The 20,989-nt window shown below is 72.8% G+C and carries 12 protein-coding genes; 4 read left to right on the top strand and 8 right to left on the bottom strand.

Going from position 1 to position 20,989, the window contains the following annotated elements; translation table 11 throughout:
- Nucleotides 1–159: 159 nt before the first annotated feature.
- Nucleotides 160–2,397 (bottom strand): RHS repeat-associated core domain-containing protein, encoded by a 2,238-nt coding sequence (locus tag CLV34_RS17175; protein ID WP_100349356.1) that lies wholly within the window; start codon nucleotides 2,395–2,397, stop codon nucleotides 160–162.
- A gap of 97 nt (nucleotides 2,398–2,494) precedes the next feature.
- Between CLV34_RS17175 and CLV34_RS05835 the strand changes: the two genes are divergently transcribed.
- Both CLV34_RS05835 and CLV34_RS05830 read left to right on the top strand, forming a co-directional pair.
- Nucleotides 2,495–3,130, top strand: a complete 636-nt coding sequence (locus CLV34_RS05835; RefSeq protein ID WP_157803728.1) for an HdeD family acid-resistance protein — start codon at nucleotides 2,495–2,497, stop codon at nucleotides 3,128–3,130.
- A 59-nt stretch (nucleotides 3,131–3,189) separates the two neighbouring features.
- Complete coding sequence (locus CLV34_RS05830) at nucleotides 3,190–3,921, top strand: alpha/beta fold hydrolase (protein ID WP_100349354.1); 732 nt, start codon at nucleotides 3,190–3,192, stop codon at nucleotides 3,919–3,921.
- A 42-nt stretch (nucleotides 3,922–3,963) separates the two neighbouring features.
- Here the strand turns inward: CLV34_RS05830 and CLV34_RS05825 are convergent, their stop codons facing one another.
- From CLV34_RS05825 to CLV34_RS05815, 3 genes are all read right to left on the bottom strand, one after another.
- Complete coding sequence (locus CLV34_RS05825) at nucleotides 3,964–6,129, bottom strand: S9 family peptidase (protein ID WP_245859026.1); 2,166 nt, start codon at nucleotides 6,127–6,129, stop codon at nucleotides 3,964–3,966.
- Nucleotides 6,130–6,141: 12 nt separating this feature from the next.
- Nucleotides 6,142–6,537 carry a type IV toxin-antitoxin system AbiEi family antitoxin domain-containing protein gene (locus CLV34_RS05820; protein WP_157803727.1) on the bottom strand — a complete coding sequence of 132 codons (396 nt, stop codon included), beginning with the start codon at nucleotides 6,535–6,537 and terminating at the stop codon, nucleotides 6,142–6,144.
- A 163-nt stretch (nucleotides 6,538–6,700) separates the two neighbouring features.
- The gene (locus CLV34_RS05815; RefSeq protein WP_100349352.1) at nucleotides 6,701–8,761 is read right to left on the bottom strand and encodes a bifunctional copper resistance protein CopD/cytochrome c oxidase assembly protein; all 2,061 of its coding nucleotides are present in this window, start codon (nucleotides 8,759–8,761) and stop codon (nucleotides 6,701–6,703) included.
- A 253-nt stretch (nucleotides 8,762–9,014) separates the two neighbouring features.
- On the opposite strand from CLV34_RS05815, the gene CLV34_RS05810 reads away from it, so the two are divergent.
- Complete coding sequence (locus CLV34_RS05810) at nucleotides 9,015–9,278, top strand: hypothetical protein (RefSeq protein ID WP_157803726.1); 264 nt, start codon at nucleotides 9,015–9,017, stop codon at nucleotides 9,276–9,278.
- Nucleotides 9,279–9,351: 73 nt separating this feature from the next.
- On the top strand, nucleotides 9,352–12,189 hold the full coding sequence (locus CLV34_RS05805) for a cation-translocating P-type ATPase (RefSeq protein ID WP_100349854.1): 2,838 nt from the start codon (nucleotides 9,352–9,354) through the stop codon (nucleotides 12,187–12,189).
- A 405-nt stretch (nucleotides 12,190–12,594) separates the two neighbouring features.
- Here the strand turns inward: CLV34_RS05805 and CLV34_RS05800 are convergent, their stop codons facing one another.
- The 4 genes from CLV34_RS05800 to CLV34_RS05785 all read right to left on the bottom strand — a co-directional run bounded on the left by CLV34_RS05800 (nucleotide 12,595) and on the right by CLV34_RS05785 (nucleotide 20,960).
- Nucleotides 12,595–14,070, bottom strand: coding sequence for a dihydrolipoamide acetyltransferase family protein (locus CLV34_RS05800; RefSeq protein ID WP_100349350.1), 1,476 nt, complete (start codon nucleotides 14,068–14,070; stop codon nucleotides 12,595–12,597).
- A gap of 26 nt (nucleotides 14,071–14,096) precedes the next feature.
- Nucleotides 14,097–15,086, bottom strand: a complete 990-nt coding sequence (locus CLV34_RS05795; protein WP_100349349.1) for an alpha-ketoacid dehydrogenase subunit beta — start codon at nucleotides 15,084–15,086, stop codon at nucleotides 14,097–14,099.
- Entirely contained in the window at nucleotides 15,086–16,240 is a 1,155-nt protein-coding gene (pdhA, locus tag CLV34_RS05790; RefSeq protein WP_100349348.1) for a pyruvate dehydrogenase (acetyl-transferring) E1 component subunit alpha, read from the bottom strand. Before pdhA ends, CLV34_RS05795 begins: the two co-directional genes overlap by 1 nt.
- A 130-nt stretch (nucleotides 16,241–16,370) precedes the next feature.
- On the bottom strand, nucleotides 16,371–20,960 hold the full coding sequence (locus tag CLV34_RS05785) for a DUF7507 domain-containing protein (protein ID WP_100349347.1): 4,590 nt from the start codon (nucleotides 20,958–20,960) through the stop codon (nucleotides 16,371–16,373).
- Between the last annotated feature and the right edge of the window lie 29 nt (nucleotides 20,961–20,989).

Here is a 20,989-nt window from a genome sequence, read left to right as displayed (position 1 = left end):
GATTATCCCGGCGGCCTCGAGGACTGAGAGCACGATAGAAAGCATCAGGGGCCCAGACATCGTGGTGTAGGTGGCAGCTGCCCCAAGGGCGAGCAGGCCGAGCGCCCAGAGTGCCGTCCATCCACTCAGTTCTGTCGAATCGTCGCTCATCCCACTCCCCTACCAGAACTTCAGACGACTGGCGTACGACTTCGTCCGATGCCACAGAGGCTTCGTCACGTAATGCGACTGGTAAGGCCCCTTGATTCCATTCTGAATCGACCCTCGAAGATAACCGATTGCCTCTCGCCCTGAAGTCTTGTGATGGTAGGCCCGATCGATCGCAAGGTGTCCCGGAACCTGCCACATTGAGATGGCAACCCCCGCTCCAACTGCGCAACCGAATCCAGCCGTGCCGGCGCAGAGCGCACCGACGGCGAGCCCCGTACCGATCCCCCAGGCAAGGCTCAGACCAAAGTGTGTGAGACCACGCCGATGCTTCGATACCCAATGAGTTGTCCGATGCCAAGCCTTTCGCCATCCCCATTGTCCGTTGAGGTCGAAGCTGTTGATGGGGTCTTGGGGGTAGGCGTACGCGGTGGAGTTTCCGCCGGCGACGGGGTCGGTGGAGGTGAACTGGCCGGTAGTGGGGTTGTAGAGGCGTGCGCCCATGAGGGTGAGGCCGGTGGTGTCGGTGGCGCGTTGCTTGGCGCCCAGGGCGCCGTAGTGGATGGCGCCGGTGGCCGAGCTGGTGGTGGTCGACCCGTCTGTGAGGTTGCCGTCGTCGCCGGTGGTGGTGAGGTCGGTGCAGGTGTTGCCGTACTCGTCGAACGCCTGGATGGGCGAGGCGAGCAGGGCGAGGTTCCCCGCGGTGGGGATGGTCATGGTGGTGATGGTGTCGCCGTGCGGGTCCGCGAGGTCCAGCGTGGCTGTGTCCCCGGTGGTGTTGAACCCGAGGTCACCCCCGATCGACGACCCATACACCGACACGATCGGAGCGTTCGTTCCCACCGTCTGGGTGGCGTAGGACGGGTTGTCCGAGTCGTCGCCGAAGTCCATGACCGTGGACACCGTGTCCGCACCCGACTTGGTGACCGTGGAGGTCCCCCGGCGCCCGGCCGGGTCCAGCCCGTACGTCGTCGTGGTCCCACCCGCGGACGTGGTGCGGGCCGCGTCGGTGTCGTAGTACCCGATGCTGACGTCACCCGCGGCGACCGGCTGCCCCGTGGCTTCAGCTGACTGTGCTGCCGGGGTGTCCCCCGCGGGCAGGGTCGTGACCCGCCCGAGCGCGTCGTACGTGTAGGCGGTGGCGCCACCGGTGTCGGTGGTGGCGGTGGTGGCGTTGCCGCCGTCGTCGGTGGTGGTGACCACGGCGTGGACGGCGGCGTCCTTGGTGATGCGGTCCGCGCTGTCGTAGGTCCAGGTCTTGGTGACCGCGGCCGTGGTGTTCGCCGTGACGGTGCAGTCCTCACCGGTGACGGTGGTGGTGGTCTGCGCGGTCCGGTTGCCGTCGCTGTCGAACCCGTACGCCCGGTCCTGACACACGTCACCGCGAGTGTCGGTCACGTCGGTGAGCCGGCCCGCGTTGTCGTACCCGTACCTCAGGGTCCGCTCCGCGGTCTGGGTGCCGTCGGTCCCCACCGCGGCGTTCGTGTCGACCTGCGTGGTCCTGCCCTGCGCGTCGGACACCATGGTCCACGCCAGCATCGCGACACTGGAGCCGTCGGCGGCGGTGCCGTCGTACTCCATGCCGGTGGGCTGCCCGTCGCGCGAGTACGCGTTCGTCTGGGTGACACCACCCGGCAGGGTCTGGGTGACCATGTCCCCCACCGTGTCATACGTCGCGCCGTAGGTGAACGACCTGGACCCGATCGTGGTGCCCTGCTTGGTCGTGTTCCCCGAGCTGTCGTAGGTGTAGGCGGTAGACGAGACCACAGCCTGGGCGGCGTTCTTCGTCGACTCCGAGGACACGGACCCGGCACCGTTCGCGCCGGGGGCGGCGTAGGTCGTCGAGGTCACGACGCCGTTGCCGTCGGTGTAGGCGATGGTGCGGCCCCAGGCGTCGTATCCGGTCGAGACTCGCCCGGTCTCGGCGTGGGTGGACGGGTTCTGCGTGCCCGAGTAGTCCACAGCCCCTGTGGTCGAGCTGTAGTGGGTGAACGTGTCGTCCACCGGGGTGGAGCCGGACAGCCCGGCCACGGCGGTGTGCACCAGGGTGGGACGGCCCGCCGGGTCGAACGTCGTCGTGGTGGTGCGGACCGTTGAGCCCTTCGTCTCGGTCTGCGTCTTCGCATCCCCCCACAGCGTGTACGCGGTGGTGGCATCGACCGGGACGGACGCGGTGGTCTCCCCGGTGGTGGTCTGGCAGACCAGGCCCGCCCACTCGGGGTGCGCGGGGCAGCCCGCGGAACCGGCCACCCTCGCAGGGTAGCGACGCGGTCCGGCCACGGGGAAGGTCACGTGCCGGGGCGCGCGGGTCGGCGGGGCGCGCTAGCGTCCGCCTCAGGAGGTCACCGTGCCCGACACCCCACCCACCAGCATCACCGCCTCGACGTTCCAGGTCGCGCGCCGCGTCTGGGCGACGTCCATGGTGCGCGGCGCACTGTTCCTCGTCGTCGGCGTCGTCATGTACCTGTGGACGAGCGTGGCGCTCGACGTCATGACGTGGCTGCTCGCCGTCCTGCTCTGGCTGCAGGCCGTGATCCTGCTGGTCGAGGCGGAACGCGTCCGCGGGGCCGGCGGCAGCGGCGTGGCGCGGTACTGGCGGATCGTCGTCGCGGTCCTCGCGGTGGTCGCCGGGCTCGCCGTCGTCGTCTGGCCCGACAAGTCGGTGACCTTCGTCCTGAACCTCGTCGCCGTGTGGGCGCTGGTCGCGGGACTCGTCGGCGCGTTCGCCGCCGGGCGCGCGTACCGCGATCGCCGACCGTCGTGGGCGTGGGGGCTCACCACGTCGCTGCTGTGGATCGCGTTCGGCGTGCTCGTCCTGGTGAAGTCGATCGACGACCTGGCGCTCGTCGCCCTCGCCCTGTCCGTCTACCTCGTCGCGACCGGGATCGTGCTGCTCGTGTCCGGGTTCGCGCTGCACGTCGAGGAGCGCGACGCGGCGGCTCTGGTCATCGAGCCGGGCCCCCGACCGGATATCCCTGCCTGATCGTGTCGCACCGCCGTGCGAAGGTCTGACCACGACGTCCGCAGCGGGAGGATCGAAGCATGACGACGCACGTGGTCCTGGTCCCCGGATTCTGGCTCGGCCCCTGGGCGTGGGACGAGGTCGCCGGTCCGCTGCGTGCTGCCGGCCTCGTGCCGCACGCGGTCGACCTGCCCGGGCTGTCCCCGCAGAGCACGCCGGAGTCCCGCGCGGCCGTCACGCGCGAGGACCACCTCCGTGCCGTGCAGGACGTCGTGACCGGCCTCGACGGACCGGTCGTGCTCGTCGGGCACAGCGGGGGCGGTGCACTGGTGGGCGAGGTGCTCGACCGCGTCCACGCGGGCGTCGCGCACGTCGTCTACGTCGACTCCGGGCCCCTCGTCGACGGCGCCCGGCTCACTCCGCCCGGCCCGGGCGTCGGCACCGAGATCCCCCTGCCGGCGTGGGACGAGCTGGCTGCTCAGGGGTCGAGCGTCGACGGCATCGACGACGCCGGCCTCGCGCGGTTCCGCGAGCTCGCGCAGCCGCAGCCCGCAGCGGTCGCCACCACGCCCGTCCAGGTCGCCGACCCGGCGCGGCTCGACATCCCCGCGACCGCGGTGTGCACGAGCATCTCGGCACGCGACCTGCGGGCGGTCGCGAGCCACGACGCCCCGTTCCACACCGAGCTCCTCGACGTGCGCACCCTCGACTGGGTCGACCTGCCGACCGGGCACTGGCCGATGCTGTCCCGGCCGGCAGACCTCGCGGGCGTGCTCGTCGACGTCGCGCGGTCCGTCGCACCCGCAGCCTGACCGGGCGTGCGGGCCCTCGTCGACGGGCCGCCGCCCGCCAGATCAGCCGAGCGTCTCCGGCAGGCCCGGGTGGGCGTCGTCGTCCGGGGTCACGCCCAGCACGTGCTCGGCGAGGAACGCCAGCACCACCCGGTACCAGACGATCGCGTGCTGCGGGCTGAGCACCCAGTGGTTCTCGTCCGGGAAGTACAGGAACCGGTGGACCGTCGAGCCGTCCTCCGCCATCGGCAGCCCGGACGACGTGAGCAGCTCGCGCCACAGGCGCAGCCCCTCCCCGACGGGCACGCGGTAGTCCTTGTCGCCGTGCACGACGAGCATCGGGGTGCGGATCTCGCCGACGTACCGGTGCGGCGAGTGCTCGGCCGCCATCGTGGCCGACACCTCGCGCTCCCAGTAGTAGGCGTGGTCCGTCGTCGGGCCGAACTGGTCGAGCGCCCAGAGCGACGCATGCGTCACGATCCCGCGGAACCGGTCGGTGTGACCTGCCATCCAGTTCGCCATGTACCCGCCGAACGAGCCGCCCATCATGCCCGTGCGGGTCGCGTCGACGTCGTCGCGCGCCTCGACCGCGTCCGTGATCGCGAGGAGGTCCGTGTACGGCTTGTCGCCCCACGAGCCCCACCCTCGCTGGACGAAGTCGCGGCCGTACCCCGTCGACAGGGCCGGGTCGGGCAGCAGCACCGCGTACCCCGCCGCGACGAGCAGCCAGGGGTTCCAGCGCCACGACCACGTGCTCCACGAGTTCAGCGGACCGCCGTGCGCCCACAGGACCAGCGGCGCCGGGTCGTCCGCCGAAGCCCCCTCCGGCAGTGCGAGCCACCCCCGGATGCGGACGTCGTCCGACGCGGGCGTCTCCACCTCGACGAGAGTGCCCGGCAGCTCGGAGGCGGGCACCGGGCCGCGCAGCAGCGTCGCCTCGACGGGCTCGCGCGCCCCCTCGTCCGCCGCGAGGAAGTCGCGCAGCTCGACGCGCACCGGCTCCGGCGGCGCCAGGTAGCTCGACCGCAGCGCGTAGAACGCCGATCCGTCGCGCGCCACCTGGACGTCCGTGAACACGGCGTCGTCCGCGGTGACCCGCTCCACCGGGACGATCCCGCCGCCCGTCGCCGCCACGTGGAAGACCGGGCCGCGGCCGTCGTCGTCCGCGGTGACGAGCAGGCCCGAACCGTCCGGCAGCCACGTCGCAGCGGTGGGCCAGCGGTCCCAGTGCCGCGTCAGCGACCGCGGCGCCTGCTTCGGCGCCAGCGCCACGACCGACAGCGTCACGTCGGGCGACCGGTCCGGCGTCGTCAGGGTCTCGCGGACGAACGCCACGAAGCGGCCGTCCGGAGACACCACCGGCGAGCCGAGGTTCGCCCCCGGGTCGTCGACCAGCGTGTACCGCTCCCCGGTCTGCGTGTCGACCGCGACGAGCGTCGACCGGATCCCCGCCCGCGGCGTCGGCACGTACCAGGACGTGACGAGCGTCCGGCCGTCCGGGCTCAGCGCTGGGGCACCCGTCTCCGTCAGCGCGACGCCCGGTGCGGGCGTCACGTCCCGCAGGTCCAGACGCGGGTCGTCGTCGGCCGCGAGCGGGCTGCCCGCACCGTCGCCGTCCAGGTCCGCGAGCGACGCCACGAGGCGGTGCGGACGCGCGGGTCCCAGGTCGTGGTCCCAGTGCCGCACCGGGTACGTGCTGTGCAGGATCGCCGCGACCTTGTCCTTCTTGCGGGCCGCGCGGAGCTCCTCGTCGTGATCGAGGTCGCGCGCCGACGGCAGCAGCGACGACGTCACCGACACGACGTGCGTGTCCGCCGCCGTCACCACCGCGCCCACCCCGCCGGGCGCTGTCGCGACCACCCGCGCCTCACCGCCGTCCGCGGGCAGGAGCCACAGGGTGGCCGGGGCGTCGTCGTCGTCCGCCTGCGCCGGGTCGGGGCGCGCGGAGGTGAACAGCAGCGACCCGTCCGCCGCGAACACCGCCGACGACTCGCCCTTGCGGGATCGCGTGATCCGGCGCGCCGGCTCGTCGCCCGTGGGGTCGACGTCCCACAGCGCGGTGACGTAGCGGGTCTTCGTCGGGTCGAGCGTCGTGACGGTCGTGACGAGCCGCGAACCGTCCGGCGACAGCGTCAGGCCCGAGACGCGCGGCAGCGCGACGTACGCGTCGAGGTCGTGGAACGGGGTAGGGGCGTCGGACAGGGCGTTGGCGTCGTGGGCGTCAGGCACGTCCCCGTCCTATCACGCGAGGCCCCCGCCGTCGTCGAACCGCCTGAGACGGAGCGTCGATCGGGGTTCGCGACGATCGGCGTCCGGCAGGGCGGCTTCGGGGCGGATCGTCATCGGGAGACCCTCGATCCCGTGGAGTGCCAGGGCGCACGATCCGACGGCGATCGCCTCAGGCCCGTAGGCGAGGAGCGCCAGCCAGGCAGCGCGCCGACGCAGCGCGGACAGCGGGCGCGGGGCGGCCGGCGTCGTGTCGTAGACGCCGCGCGCCGGACGCGTCCACACCCGGTGCGCGACGAGCGTGCCGAGCCGCCGGTCGCTGAGGCCGGCGGACCTGACCTGGGAGACGGACGCGAGTCCCTCCTGGGCCACGGCCTCCGGGACGAACGGCGGTGCTGCGGGGACTCTCATGCCGGTGATCACACCGCAGCACCCGTGGTCGGGACGGCACGTCGACCCTCCGCGCGCCGAATCGGTGGACGATGCTGCTACCCGCCGGACTGTGGACCCCGTCGGCGGCCCCGAACAGGAGCAACGCTGCGGCCGGGCGGGCGCACGACGCGGGACAGGAGGGTCAGGGGGTGGTGTCGCGCTCCGACATCTTCTGGAGCATGTCGTTGTACGCCGTCAGCTCGGCGTCGCCGTCGCGGTCGGCCTGCCGGTCCTTGCGGCGCGCCTCGCGCTCGTCGGACCGCGACCACTGCACGGCGACGACGATCGCGAGGACGAGCGTCGGCAGCTCGCCGATCCCCCACGCGATCCCTCCCCCGTTCTGCTGGTCGACGATCGCCGACGGACCCCACGGACGTCCGAGCAGACCGAACCACTCGGGCACGAGCAAGGTCTCGCTGCTGATGAGCGCGACGCCGAAGAACGCGTGGAACGCCATGGTCGCGAACAGCAGGCCGAGTCGCATGGGGTAGCTGGGGCGCGACGCCCCGGGGTCGATGCCGATGAGCGCGTTCGCGAACAGGTACCCGGCACCGGTGAAGTGGACGACCATCCACAGGTGCCCCACGTACGAGTGGAGCGACCACGAGAACAGGGGCGTGTAGTAGAAGACGATGAGCGAGCCGGCGAACAGCACGGCGGCGACGATCGGGTTCGCGACGAACCGCCCCCAGCGGGAGTGCACGAGGATGAGGATCCACTCGCGGGGCCCGCGGGAGCCGTCCTTGCGCCCGGTCAGGCCGCGCAGCGCGAGCGTCACGGGCGCGCCGAGCACGAGGAAGATCGGCACGATCATCGCGAGCACCATGTGCTGGATCATGTGGGCCGAGAACAGCACGTGCCCGTACACGCTGGGCGACCCGGACGTCGTCCAGAACAGGATGAGGATGCCGACGCACCACGACACCGTGCGCCCCGCGGACCACCGGTCGCCGCGCCGCGCGAGCCGCCGCACCCACCCGAGGTAGACGACGAGCCCGGCGACGCACAGCGTCGCCATGATGAGGTCCCAGCCCCACTCGGTGACCCAGCGGCCACCGGTGAGCTCGGGCGGCAGGGGGTGCCCGGTGACGCGCTCGGCGGGGGTGACGGTACCGGTCCCGGAGTCGTCGACGGGTGGTGCGGACGACGCGAGCGCCACCGCGACGCCGCTGACGGCGCCCATGACGACGAGCTCGAACGCGGCGAGCCGCCAGAACAGCCGGACCGGGCGGGCGTCGGCCCGTTCGAGCCGTCCGACGACGAACGCACGGTGGGCGTACCCGACGACACCGAGCACGGCGAGGAGAGCGAGCTTGACGAGCAGCAGCACGCCGTACCGGGTCTCGACGGCGGAGAGGCTGCCGAGCCGGATCATGCCGTTGACGACGCCCGACACCCCGACGAGCACGAAGCACCACAGCGCGATGGCGGAGTAGCGCGCGACCACGGACGCCAGGTCCGGTCGCGCGCCGCGTCCGCCCGACCGGCGCGGCCCCCAGAACACGGCGCCGAGGGTCGCGAGACCGCCGATCCACACGGCGGCGCCCGCCAGGTGCAGGAACAGGGACGAGATGGCGAGCTCGTGGCTGTTCGACCCGGCGGCGTGCCCGGTGCTCGCCTGGAGGGCGACGGCCGCGACGGCGAGCAGGGACGTCCACGCGACGCCCGTGGGCGTCCGGACGGCGAGCGCGACGGTCGAGCACAGCGCCGCGAGGACGGCGATCTCCAGCAGGGTGCGCCCGTACTCGACCTTCGTCACGAAGACGCCGAGCTGGTTGCCGAACGACGGGTCGGACAGCGAGACGCCGGCGATGTTCGCGTACTCGAGGACGAGCTGGGCGAGCACGAGGACGGCCCACGCCCCCGCACCGGCGCCGGCGACGACGACCGCCCGCCGGAACCCGGCGCCGTCGGACGGTTCCTTCGACGGCAGGACGAACAGCGCGAGGACGAACGCCCCGAGCGTCACGGCGAGGGACAGCTCGACGAGCGTCGTCACGACGGGCAGGGAGTAGCGGACCCAGGGTCCCGCGTCGAGCACCGCACCGTCCGCCGTGGCGAACGCACGGGTGAAGGCCCCGGCGAGCAGGACGGCGGCGAGCGCCACGACGATCGCGATCGGTGCGGCGGCGACGACCCACCAGGGGCGTCGTCCGGGCTGGGACCGCGCAGGCGCGGTGCGCTGCGCGACGGAGGTGCTCACCCGACCAGGGTAGAGCGCCACGTCACGGGCCCGGTACGACGGTCGGACAACCGGTGGACGACGGGTGAATCGGCCTCCGGAGCGGTGTTCTTGTCCCCAGTCGCCCGGAGAGTCTTGATCGTCCCTACGCTGGCGTGCTTACCATGTCGGACGGCGTCGCGGGCACGGCGTCCCACCCAGCAGCCACGTCGGCTGCGACGCGTGGCGGCCGCACGTGCCGGCCCCGCGGCGAGGTCCCGTCACCGGAGGAATGATGTCCCGAGCAGCGCTCCAGGAAGCATGCGCGTGCCGCGCCTGCGGGTGGGCTCTCGACGGGCCGGGGTGGCTGGGAGACCGTCCGACGCACGCGATCTGCGACTGCTGCGGCGCCGAGGCCGGTGTCGACGACACCAGCGTCGAGGCCACGCGCGCGTACCGCCGCACCTGGGTGGAGCGCGGCGCCGAGTGGTTCGACCCGGGCTGCCGCCCCGTCCGGTGGTCCCTGTACGAGCACCTGTGCTCGATCGACGCTCCCTGACACGCCGCTCCCTGACAGCGCTCCCCGCGCCGGACGTCGCCCGCGCCCCTTGAATGGGGGGATGGACGGGGACATGACGCCGACGCCCGCGCGGTCCGCTCCGGCGTCCGACACACCCGCTCCGGACGCACCGTGGGCGTCGGCACCGGCCGACGCGCTGGCCGCGGTCGGCTCGTCCCCTGACGGCCTCACCGGCGCGGAGGCGTCCCGCCGGTTGGGCGAGACGGGACGCAACGAGCTCCCGCCCCCGGAGCGCCCGCCGCTGTGGCGGCGCATCCTGTCGCACTTCCAGGACGTCCTGATCTACGTGCTGCTCGTCGCGGCGGCGCTCGAGGCGATGCTCGGCGGGTGGGTCGACTTCTTCGTGATCCTGCTGGTCGCGGTGGTCAACGCGGCGATCGGCTTCATCCAGGAGGGGCGGGCGGAGAGTGCGCTCGACTCGATCCGGCAGATGCTGTCGACGTCCGCGGAGGTCCGCCGGGACGGGGCGTGGGCGAGGGTGGACGCCGCCGAGCTGGTCCCGGGTGACGTGGTGCGGGTCCGGGCGGGCGACCGGGTGCCCGCCGACCTGCGTCTGCTCGACGCGACGAACCTGCGCGTCGAGGAGTCCGCGCTGACGGGCGAGTCGGTCCCCGCGTCGAAGGACGCGGACGCGGAGGTGGACGCCGAGGCCGGCGTGGGCGACCGTTCGACGATGCTGTTCTCGGGCACGATCGTCGCGGCGGGCGCCGGGTCGGGCGTGGTGGTGCGCACGGGCGCCGCGACCGAGATCGGCCGGATCCAGAGCCTCGTCGAGAGCGCGGAGGCGCTCGACACGCCCCTCACGCGCCAGCTCGCCCGGTTCGGCGCCCAGATCGCGCTGCTGATCCTGGTCCTGGGGCTCGTCATGGCGGTCGTCGGGCACGTCGTGCACCGCTGGGAGCCGGCGGACCTCATCTCCGCGTCGATCGGGTTCGCGGTCGCCGCGGTCCCCGAGGGGCTGCCCGCGCTCGTGACGATCACGCTGGCTCTCGGCGTGCAGCAGATGGCACGCCGACGCGCGATCACGCGCAAGCTGCCCGCCGTCGAGACCCTGGGCTCGGTGAGCACGGTCTGCTCCGACAAGACGGGCACGCTGACGCAGAACGAGATGACGGCGCGGACCGTCCGCACGGCGGCGCGCACGTACGCGGTGTCGGGCGTCGGGTACGCGCCCGACGGCGTGGTGAGTGCCGTGGACGACGGCACCGCCGCGTCCCTGGACGCACACCCCGCCCTGGCGGCGCTGGTGGAGACGATGGCGCTGTGCAACGACGCACGGGTCGTGCCCGACGAGACCCTCGGCTGGGTGCTCGTCGGCGAACCGACCGAGGGCGCCCTGCGGACGCTCGGGCTCAAGGCCGGCGTGACGACGGCCGGGTGGGTGCGGCGGGCCGTCGTCCCGTTCGACTCGGCGGTCAAGTACATGGCGACGCTGGACGTCCGTGGCGGCGTCGGCGCGGTGCTGCACGTCAAGGGCGCGCCCGACCGCGTGCTCGGGCGCTGCACCGCCCAGCTCGGGGAGGACGGACGTCCCGAGCCGCTCGACGTCGCCTTCTGGGAGGCGCAGGTCGACGCCCTCGGCGCGCAGGGGCTGCGGGTGCTGGCCGCGGCGCGGCGGGACGCGTCGTCGGAGCGTTCCCGTCGCGCCGCCGGCACGACCGACCCGATGGACACGGTGACCGACGACGATCTGGTGGACCTCGTGCTGGTCGGGGTCGTCGGGATCGTCGACCCGCCGCGTCCGGAGGCCGTGGCAGCGATCGCGGACTGCCACGCCGCCGGGATCGGCGTGAAGATGATCACCGGCGACCACGCGGGGACCGCCGCCGCGATCGGCAAGGAGCTCGGCATCCTCGACGCGGAAGGCCGGCCGGCGGGACCGGGCGGCACCGGCGACCCGGACGCCCCCGGGGTCCTGACCGGGCCGGAGCTCGAGTCGATGTCGACCGAACAGCTCAAGGCGGTGGTCCGTGACGTCGACGTGTACGCGCGGACGAGCCCGGAGCACAAGATCCGCATCGTGTCGGCCCTCCAGGCGCACGGCCAGGTCGTCGCCATGACCGGCGACGGCGTCAACGACGCGCCCGCGCTCACCCAGGCCGACGTGGGTGTCGCGATGGGCATCAAGGGCACGGAGGCCACCAAGGAGGCGATGGGCATCAAGGGCACGGAGGCCACCAAGGAGGCGGCGGAGGTCGTCCTCGCCGACGACAACTTCGCGACCATCGAGCGGGCCGTCGAGGAGGGGCGACGGATCTACGACAACGTCCGCAAGTCCGTCCTGTTCCTGCTGCCGACCAACGGTGCCCAGGCCCTCGTGATCTTCGTCGCCGTGCTGTTCGGCTGGACGCTCCCCCTCGAACCGGTCCAGGTGCTGTGGATCAACATGGTCACGGCGGTCACCCTGTCCCTCGCGCTCGCCTACGAGGGGCCCGAGGCCGGCATCATGCGGCGCCCGCCGCGCGACCCGCGCGCCACCCTCGTCGACCGCGCGTCCCTGCGTCGCGTCCTGCTGGTGTCCGCGCTGATCGGCGGTGCGGCGCTCCTCGTGTTCTACGTGGAGCGCGAAGGGCACATGACGGTCGACCAGGCCCAGACGACCGCCGTCACGACGCTCGCGCTCGGCCAGCTCGCCTACCTGTTCTCGTGCCGGTTCCTCGACCGGTCGAGCCTCACGTGGGACGTGCTGCGCGGCAACCGCGTCCTGTGGGTGTCCGCAGGGTCGCTCGTGGTGCTGCAGGTGCTGTTCGTGTACGTGCCGTTCATGCACACCCTCTTCGGGTCCGCGTCCGTCGGGTGGCGCGGCTGGTGGGTGCCGCTGCTGCTCGCGGTCGCGGTGTTCCTCGTCGTCGAGCTGCTCAAGGCCCTCGACCGCCGCGCCGCGCGGTAGCCCCGCCTCGCTCGGTCAACCACGACCACCCGCGTGTCAACCACGACCGCCCGCGTGTCAACCACGACCGTCCCGACGTCCGTGAACGCGGACAAGGCACCGACACCACTGGCTCCACCCGGTTCCGCCGCCGGAAACGGTCACGGCTGACACGCGGACGGTCGTGGCTGACCGGCGGACGGTCGTGGCTAACCGGCGGGCGGTCGTGGCTGACACGCGGACGGTCGTGGCTGACACGCGGGCGGGCGGAGGGTGTGCGCTGCGCCGCCGTGGCGGGCCTGGCGGGAGGCCGCGAGGAACGAGCGGCCGGATGGTAGGCGGCGCAGCGCACACCCTCCGCCCGCCCGACCCGGCCGACCCCGACCCGGCCGACCCCGACCCCAGCCCCAGCCGAAGACCCCGACATCAACCCCAGACGAGACCCTGGCCGGGCTCCTCGAGCACCTTCGCGACGTCCGCGAGCACGCGCGCGCCGAGCTCCCCGTCGACGAGCCGGTGGTCGAACGACAGGGCGAGCTGGGTGACCCAGCGCTTCTTGATCTTGCCCTTGTGGACCCAGGGCTGTTCACGGATCGCGCCGAAGGCGAGGATCGCGGCCTCGCCGGGGTTGAGGATCGGCGTGCCGGTGTCGATGCCGAACACACCGACGTTGGTGATGGTGATGGTGCCGTCCGACATGTCCTTCGGGGAGGTGCGCCCGGCGCGTGCGGTGGCGGTGAGGTCCGCGAGGCCCTGGGCGAGCGCCTTGAGGTCCATGCGGTGCGCGTCCTTGATGTTCGGGACGACGAGCCCGCGCGGAGTCGCGGCCGCGATGCCGAGGTTCACGTAGTGCTTGTAGACGATCTCCTGCGTCTCGTCGTCCCAGCTCGCGTTGATCTCGGGGCGGCGGCGCACGGCCAGCAGGAGGGCCTTCGCGGCGATGAGCAGCGGGGTGACGCGGACGTCGGCGAACTCTCGGTCCTCGCGGAGCCGCTGCACGAGGCGCATCGTCTTGGTGACGTCGACGGTGTGGAACTCGGTGACGTGGGGCGCCGTGAACGCGGACGCGACCATCGCCTCCGCGGTGCGCTTGCGGACGGACTTCACGGGGACGCGCGTCTGGCGGGCGTCGGGCGTGACGGTCCCGGCGGCGAGCCACGGCTCGTCGGACGGGTAGCCGGCGAGCGTCTCGGGGCGGGCTGCCTCGGCGGCGAACGCCTGGACGTCCTCGCGGGTGACGATGCCGCCGGGGCCGGTCGGGACGACGGACGCGAGGTCGACGCCGAGGTCCTTGGCGAGCTTGCGGACGGGCGGCTTGGCGCGCACGGCGGGGTCGTCGACCGCGACGGGCGGGGCGGGCAGCGCGACCGTCTGCACGCGCGCCGGCACCACGGGCGCGGCGGGCACAGCAGGCGCGGCAGGCGCAGCGGCGGCAGCAGGCGCAGCGGCCCGCCGCCGACGACGGCTCGCCCCGGCGTTCCCGGTCCCGTACCCGACGAGCACGGACCCGCTGCCCGCGGCGTCCGCACCGGAGCCGGTCCCCGCCTCGACGGCGAGCGCGTGCCCGACCTCGGCGGCCGGCGCGTCGCCGTCAGGACCCCCAGCGGCATCCGACCCGGCGTCCGGCCCTGCGCCCGCGGGCGTCGCGACCCCGGTCGGGTCGACGTCCACACGGATGATCGGCACGCCGACCTCGACGGTCGTGCCGACCTCCACGAGGATCGCGCTCACCACGCCGTCCCACGGCGACGGCAGCTCGACGAGCGACTTCGCGGTCTCGATCTCGACGATCGTCTGGTTGACGGTGACGGTGTCGCCGACGGCGACGCGCCACTCGACGATCTCGGCCTCGGTGAGACCTTCCCCGGCGTCGGGGAGGCGGAAGTCCTGGAAGGTGGGCATGCGTCGTCCTCGGTGGGCGGGGTCGGTCAGAACGTCAGGGTGCGGTCGACGGCGTCGAGGACGCGGTCGACGTTCGGCAGGTAGTCGTGCTCGATCTTGGAGACCGGGTACGGCGTGTGGAACCCGCCGACGCGCAGCACGGGCGCCTCGAGCTCGTAGAAGCACTCCTCGGTGACGCGGGCCGCGACCTCGGCTCCGGCGCCGAGGAACGTGGGCGCCTCGTGGACGACGACGCAGCGGCCGGTGCGGCGCACCGACGCGACGACGGTGGGGACGTCGATGGGCGACACGGACCGCAGGTCGACGACCTCGAGGCTCGTGCCCTCGGACGCGGCGACCTCGGCGGCCTTGAGGGCGGTGTGCACGGTGGGCCCGTAGGCGACGACGGTCACGTCGGTCCCGGGCCGCACGACGCGCGCGCCCTCGAGCCCGGCGCCGCCGCGGACGGGCGCGTCGAGGTCGACCTCGCCCTTCTCCCAGTACCGGCCCTTGGGCTCGAAGAACAGCACGGGGTCGGGGCTGGCGACGGCCTCCTGGATCATCGTGTACGCGTCCTGGGCGGTGGACGGCGCCACGACGCGCAGGCCGGGCGTGTGCGCGAACAGCACCTCGGGGCTCTCGCTGTGGTGCTCGATCGCGCCGATGCCCCCGCCGAACGGGATGCGGATGACGACGGGCATCGGGACCCGACCGCGGGTGCGGTAACGCATCTTGGCGAGCTGGGTCGTGATCTGGTCGTACGCGGGGAACACGAACGCGTCGAACTGGATCTCGCAGACGGGGCGGTAGCCGCGCATGGCGAGGCCGATCGCGGTGCCGAGGATCCCGGACTCGGCGAGCGGGGTGTCGACGACGCGGTCCTCGCCGAAGTCCTTCTGCAGGCCCTCGGTGACACGGAACACGCCGCCGAGCGCGCCGATGTCCTCACCCATGAGGAGCGTCTTGGGGTCGTGCTCGAGCGCGCGGCGCAGGCCGGCGTTGATGGCCTTCGCCATCGGCATCGTCGTCGTGGCCATCACGCCTCGCCCTCCCCGGCCGCGAGGGCCGCCTCGTACTGTGCGAACCAGGTGCGCTCCGCCTCGACCTGGCCGTTCGGGCTGCCGTACACCTCGTCGAACATCGACTCGGGGGCGGGGGCGGCGAACGCCCGGGTGACCTCGCGGACGTGCACGCCGAGCGCGTCGGCCTCGGCGTCGAGCGCGGCGTCGTCCTCGTCGGTCCACCAGCCGGCGGCGACGAGCCGCGCGTGGACGCGGGCGATCGGGTCGCGCTCGGCCCAGGACGCCTCCTCCGCGGAGGTGCGGTAGCGGGTGGGGTCGTCGGACGTGGTGTGCGCGCCCATGCGGTACGTGACGGCCTCGACGAACGTCGGCCCGCCGCCGGAGCGCGCCCGCTCGAGCGCCTCGTCCATGACGGCCCAGCAGGCGACGACGTCGTTGCCGTCGACCTGGACGCTCGGGACGCCGAAGCCCCAGCCGCGCTGGTACAGCGGTGCACGGGACTGCTTCTCGACGGGCAGCGAGATGGCCCACTGGTTGTTCTGGCAGAAGAGCACGAGGGGCGCGTTGTTCACGGCCGCGAAGCCGAGGGCCTCGCTGACGTCGCCCTGCGAGGTGGCGCCGTCGCCGAAGTACGCGACGACGGCCATGTCCTTGTCGGGGTCGCCCGTGCCGACGAGCCCGTCACGCTGGACGCCCATCGCGTACCCGGTCGCGTGCAGGGTGTGCGAGCCGATGACGAGCGTGTAGACGTGGAAGTTGTGCTCGGCCGGGTCCCAGCCGCCGTGGTCGATCCCACGGAAGATCTTGAGGAGATCGGTGAGGTCCATGCCGCGCGTCCAGGCGACGCCGTGCTCGCGGTAGGACGGGAAGACGAAGTCCGCGGGGCGCAGCGCGCGACCGGAGCCGATCTGTGCGGCCTCCTGGCCGAGCAGCTGCGGGAACAGCCCGAGCTCGCCCTGGCGCTGGAGGCTCGTGCCCTCCTGGTCGAACCGGCGCACGAGCACCATGTCGCGGTACATGCCGCGCAGGATCTCGGGGTCGGCGTCGGGGCCGACGATGTGCGCGGCGCGCTCGCGGTAGGGGTCGCTCGACGGCGAGGACGTCGCGTCGGCGCCGTCCGGTGCGACGAGCTGGACGAGGGTCTCCTCGCCCGTGAGGGATGCTGACACAGTTCCTCCTCCGTAACCTACGGTTCCGTAGCCTACGCCACCGTAAGGTACGACGTCGCACCGACGGAAGTCCGCGCCCGGCGCGTTCTTCCCCTCGTCACTTGTCGGATGTCGACAAGCCTTCCGCCGCTCAGTCCTGGCGGCCGCGGCGGCGCGCGAGCACCACGAACAGCGTCCCGAGACCCACGAGGACGATCACCGCGACCACGACGCCCGCCACCTCGGCGCCGGTCGTGGCGAGCCCGGGGCCCGCCGGGGGTGGCGTGACCGAAGACGCCGAGCCGGTCGGCGCGGGCGACGGCGACACGGTCGACGCCGTCGGAGTCGGCGTGGGTGTCGGGGTGGGTGTCGGGGTCGGCCGCGGATCGACGAGGAGCGTCGCGGACGCGGAGTCGTCGTCGGTCGACGTCTGCTCCGACGACGTCGACACCGTCGCGGTGTTCACGTGCTCGCCCACGGCGTTCGCGTCGGCGACCACCGTGAGGGTGACGGAGTCTCCCGCCGCCATCGTGCCCAGGGCGCAGCGCACGTCCTGCCCGGACACCGTGCACCCGTCCGAGCCCGAGACGCTGCGCGGGGTCACACCGGCGGGGAACGTGTCGGCCACGACCACGTCGGCGGCGTCACCGGGGCCCTCCTGGCGAACGACGAGCGTGTACGTCACCGACCCGCCGACCTGGACCGACCCCGGGCGCACGCTCTTGTCGATCGCGACGTTCGCCGGCGGGAGCGTGGCGGTCACGGTCGCGGAGCCGGAGTTGTTGTCGGGGACCGGGTCGTACGGGTAGGCCCCGGAGCGGTCGGAGGTCGCCGTGTTCGTGATCGTCCCGGCCTGGGTGACCCGCGCCGTGATGGTCAGCTGCTCGACCGGGGCCGCCCCCGGGCTGCGGGGCAGCGTGACGGGCGCCATCGTGCCCACGTCCCACACCCCGGTGGTCGGGTCGTACGCACCGACGCTCGCCGCCGACGACACGTACTCGAGCCCGGCCGGCAGGACGTCGTCGACCGTGACGTCCTCCGCGGGGTCCGGGCCCCAGTTCGTCACCCCGACCGTGAACGTGACCACGTCGCCCACGACGGGCGTCGGGTCGTCCACGGTCTTCGCCACCTGGACGTCCGCGGACGGCACGAAGAGCCGCGCGGACGCCCGGTCGTTGTCGGGCTCCGGGTCGAGCGCGTCGCTCTGGCCGATCGCGACGGTGTTGACGAACGTCCCCGTGCGCTGGTCGAGCAGGATGTCGACGGTGAGCGTCACCGAGTCGCCGCTCGCCAGGGTGCCGATGCTCCACACGCGGGTGGACTCGTCGAAGGTGCCTTGCGAGGCGGTCGAGCCGGTGATGTCCGCGGCGATGGGCATCGGGTCGACTGCCGTGACGTCGTGCGCCGTGTTCGGGCCGTGATTCGTGACGGTGATCGTGTACCGGACCGAGTCACCGGGCTGCGCGGTCGACGGGTCCACCGCCTTGGCGATGCCCAGGTCGGCCTCACGGATCACGAAGATCCCCGCGGCGTCCCGGTTGTTGGCCGGGTTGGTGTCCCGCTGGTCCACCGAGTCGAGCGCTGCGACGTTGACCTGGAGGCCGGTCGAGCTGGTCGTCACGACGATCGTGCAGGTGGCGGTCTCCCCGGACGCCAGGTCCCCGACGGTCCACAGGCCGGTCGACGGGTCGTAGCTGCCGTCGCAGTCGTCGCTCGACACGTAGGTGACCCCTGCCGGGAGGCGGTCGCGCAGGACGAGTCCGGTCGCGTCGGTCGTCGTGCCGTCGTCGGCCGGATCGTTCCGCGCGCTCAGCGTGTACTCGACCTGGGTGCCGAGCGGCACGGTCCCCGGCGACACGCCGTCGGGCAGCGTCGCCGACTTGCCGACCACGATGTCGAGCGGCGGCTCGCTCGAGACGAGCGTCGCGGAGTCGGAGTTGTCGTCCGGGTCCGGGTCGTTCGTCGCGGGCGCGCTCACGGTGACGGTGTTGGTCTTGGTGCCGGCCGTGTCCACGCGCGCCGTGACGGTGGCCGTCGCGCTCGCCCCCACGTCGAGGTGCCCCACGGTCCACGTCAGGGTGTCCGGGTCGATCGTGCCCTGCGACGGCGTCCCGATCGTGACGACCGACATGCCCGTGGGCGGGTCGTCCGTGACGATCACGCCGTCCGCGGGGTCGGGGCCCGCGTTGTGGACGGTCACGGTGTACGTGACGGTGTCGCCGACCTGGGCCGCGGCCGGGTCGACCCGCTTGGTGACGGACAGGTCGGCCGTCGGGTCGACGACGCGCAGGGTGGCGGTGCCCGTGTCGTTCGCCGAGTTCGTGTCGTCCGGGGTAGACGCGGACAGTGCCGCGACGTTCGTGAACGTCCCGTTCGTCCCGCCCCGCACGGTGAGCGTGAGGGTCTTCGAGGCGCCGTTCGCCAGCGCGCCGACCATCCAGGTCCCGGTGCTCGCGTCGTACGTGCCGTCACCTGACGCGGAGACGAACGTGAGGCCCGCCGGCAGCGCGTCGCGCACGACCACGCCCGAGGCGTCGCTCGGCCCGTGGTTCGTGGCCGTGACGGCGAAGGTCCCCTCGGTGCCGCGGGGGATCGTCGTCGCGCCCACGACCCTTTTCGTCACCCCGATGTCGGCGACCGCAGTCGGCGTGATCGTCACGGAGGCGCTGTCGTTCGTCGTGTCGGTGTCCGCCTGGTCCATGGCGGTGCGGGTGGCCGTGTTGGTCACAGGGCCGTTGCTCGTGACCGTCGCCGTGATCCGCAGCGTCGCGGTCCGCGTGCTCGCCGACGTCCCGAGCGTCCCGACCGTCCATGCGCCGGTCACCGGGTCGTACGTGCCCTGAGACGCGGTCGAGCTCACGGGGACCAAGGGGTTCGGCAGCTGGTCGGTGACCACCACGCCCGTGGCGACGCCCGGCCCGTGGTTGGTGGCCCGCACGGTGAACGTGACGTTCGACCCGACATCAGGGGTCGTGTCCGAGACGGTCTTCGTGACACCCACGTCGGTGTTGACCCCGATGGACGCGGAGTCCGAGTCGGTGACGTCCTGCCCGATCTTCGTCACGCCGCGGACGGTCGCCGTGTTGGTGACCGAGCCAGACGGTGCCACGTCGGCGGCCTGCACGACGTAGGTGCCCGTGCAGGTCATGCTGGCGCCCGGCTGCAGCACGTTCTGCGGGCACGAGACATCAGCCTGGTCGGTGATGCGGTCGTCCGCGAGCGTGACGTTGCCGAGCGCGGAGCCACCCGTGTTCGTCACGACGTAGGAGTACTGCACCGACTGTCCGACGGCGTACGGAGGGTCGGTCGTGACCGACTTCTCGACGGAGATCGCCGAGTGCAGCGGCACCGTCACGCTGTCCTCGTTCGAGTCGACCGTCCCGCCGCTGTCGGGGACCGCCGAAGCCGTCGCGGTGTTCACGACCTCGCCCGCCGCCACGTCGGCGGCCGTCACGGTGTGCACTCCCGTGCAGACCACGGTGGCCCGCGGGTCCGGAGCGGGCGGGATCTCGCCCGCCGGGCACGTGATGTCGTCCGACGCGATGTTGCTGTCCGCGATCGTCAGTCCCGAGACCGGCTCCTCCCCCGTGTTCGTCACCGTGTACTGGTACGGGATCTGGGTGCCGGCCGTGATGTCCGCCGGCAGGTTGCCGTGGGTGCGGTCGACCTGCTTCGCGAGCTGGAGGCTGTCGAGCGGGTCGATGCTCGTGACCACGACGTTCCGGATCAGGTGGACGTTCGTCGACCCGCCCGTGGAGGCGGAGAAGCCGAACTTGTAGGTGCCCGGGGTCCCTGCCGGCGCGGGGACGTTCAGCTCCTCGACCCACGGGCCGGCGGGCGTGTACTGCACCTGGACGATCACGCGGGGGCCACCCGGTGACGTCGAGGGGGTGACCTGGACGTTCACCGTCCGGTAGTCGGTCTGGGCGTCGCCCTCGAGCGACCCCGCGAGCGTCGAGGTGCCGTCGGCGGCGGCGGTCGACCCCTGGTAGCAGTACCCCGTGATGCCCGATCCGGGGCCGCGCACCGTGATGGTGTCCACACCCCGGGTCGACGACGTGCCGGCCGGGGACTGCTTGCCCGCGGGGCAGCCGAGGCCACGCTGCTCGCTGTCGTTGAAGTAGTTGCCGTAGACGTCCATCCCGACGCCCACGTAGCCACCGACGATCCCCGGGTCGAGGTTGCGCTGCGCGTACCCCATGCTCCCACCGTCGGCGCCGGTGTCCGTGAGGTCGGTCGACCCGTCGACGAGGAAGAACCCGATGCCGTCGCCGCCCTCCGGGCCCGAGCGCGCGTACTGCGACTGCTGGAACGTCACGGAGATGCCCTGGGCTGCCGGCACCGGCCGGTTGTACAGGATGCCTCCGGTCACGAAGCCGGCGCTGTCCGTGAGCTGGAGGTAGCCCGGGCCCGCCGCGGCCCCCATGTCGGGCGGCTGCTGGTCCCCGGTCCCCCAGTAGTCGGACCCGCCCGTCCGGTGCGCGCTGCAGCTCGGCAGCGGCGACCCGACGGTCGGCGTCGGCGCGTCGGCCTCCATGCCGGTGAGGCAGGCATCACCGAGCGGCTGCCACGCCGAGTCGGGGACGGTCGCGTTCTCGAACGTCTCGTCGACGATGGTCGTGCCGCCGGTCGGCGGGTCGGCCGCTGCCGGGCCGGCACCCGGGACCGCCACGAGCACCCCGAGGGCGAGCGCTGCAGCCGCGATGAAGGAAGCCCCCGACAGCCCGCGACCTGCTCGCACGCACCTACCTCCTGGTCGACGGCACCACT

Source organism: Luteimicrobium subarcticum (genome assembly GCF_002798015.1).
Lineage (GTDB): Bacteria > Actinomycetota > Actinomycetes > Actinomycetales > Cellulomonadaceae > Luteimicrobium > Luteimicrobium subarcticum.
The sequence above is the reverse complement of the archived record's forward strand: the minus strand, read 5'-3'. Positions and strand labels throughout refer to the sequence as shown.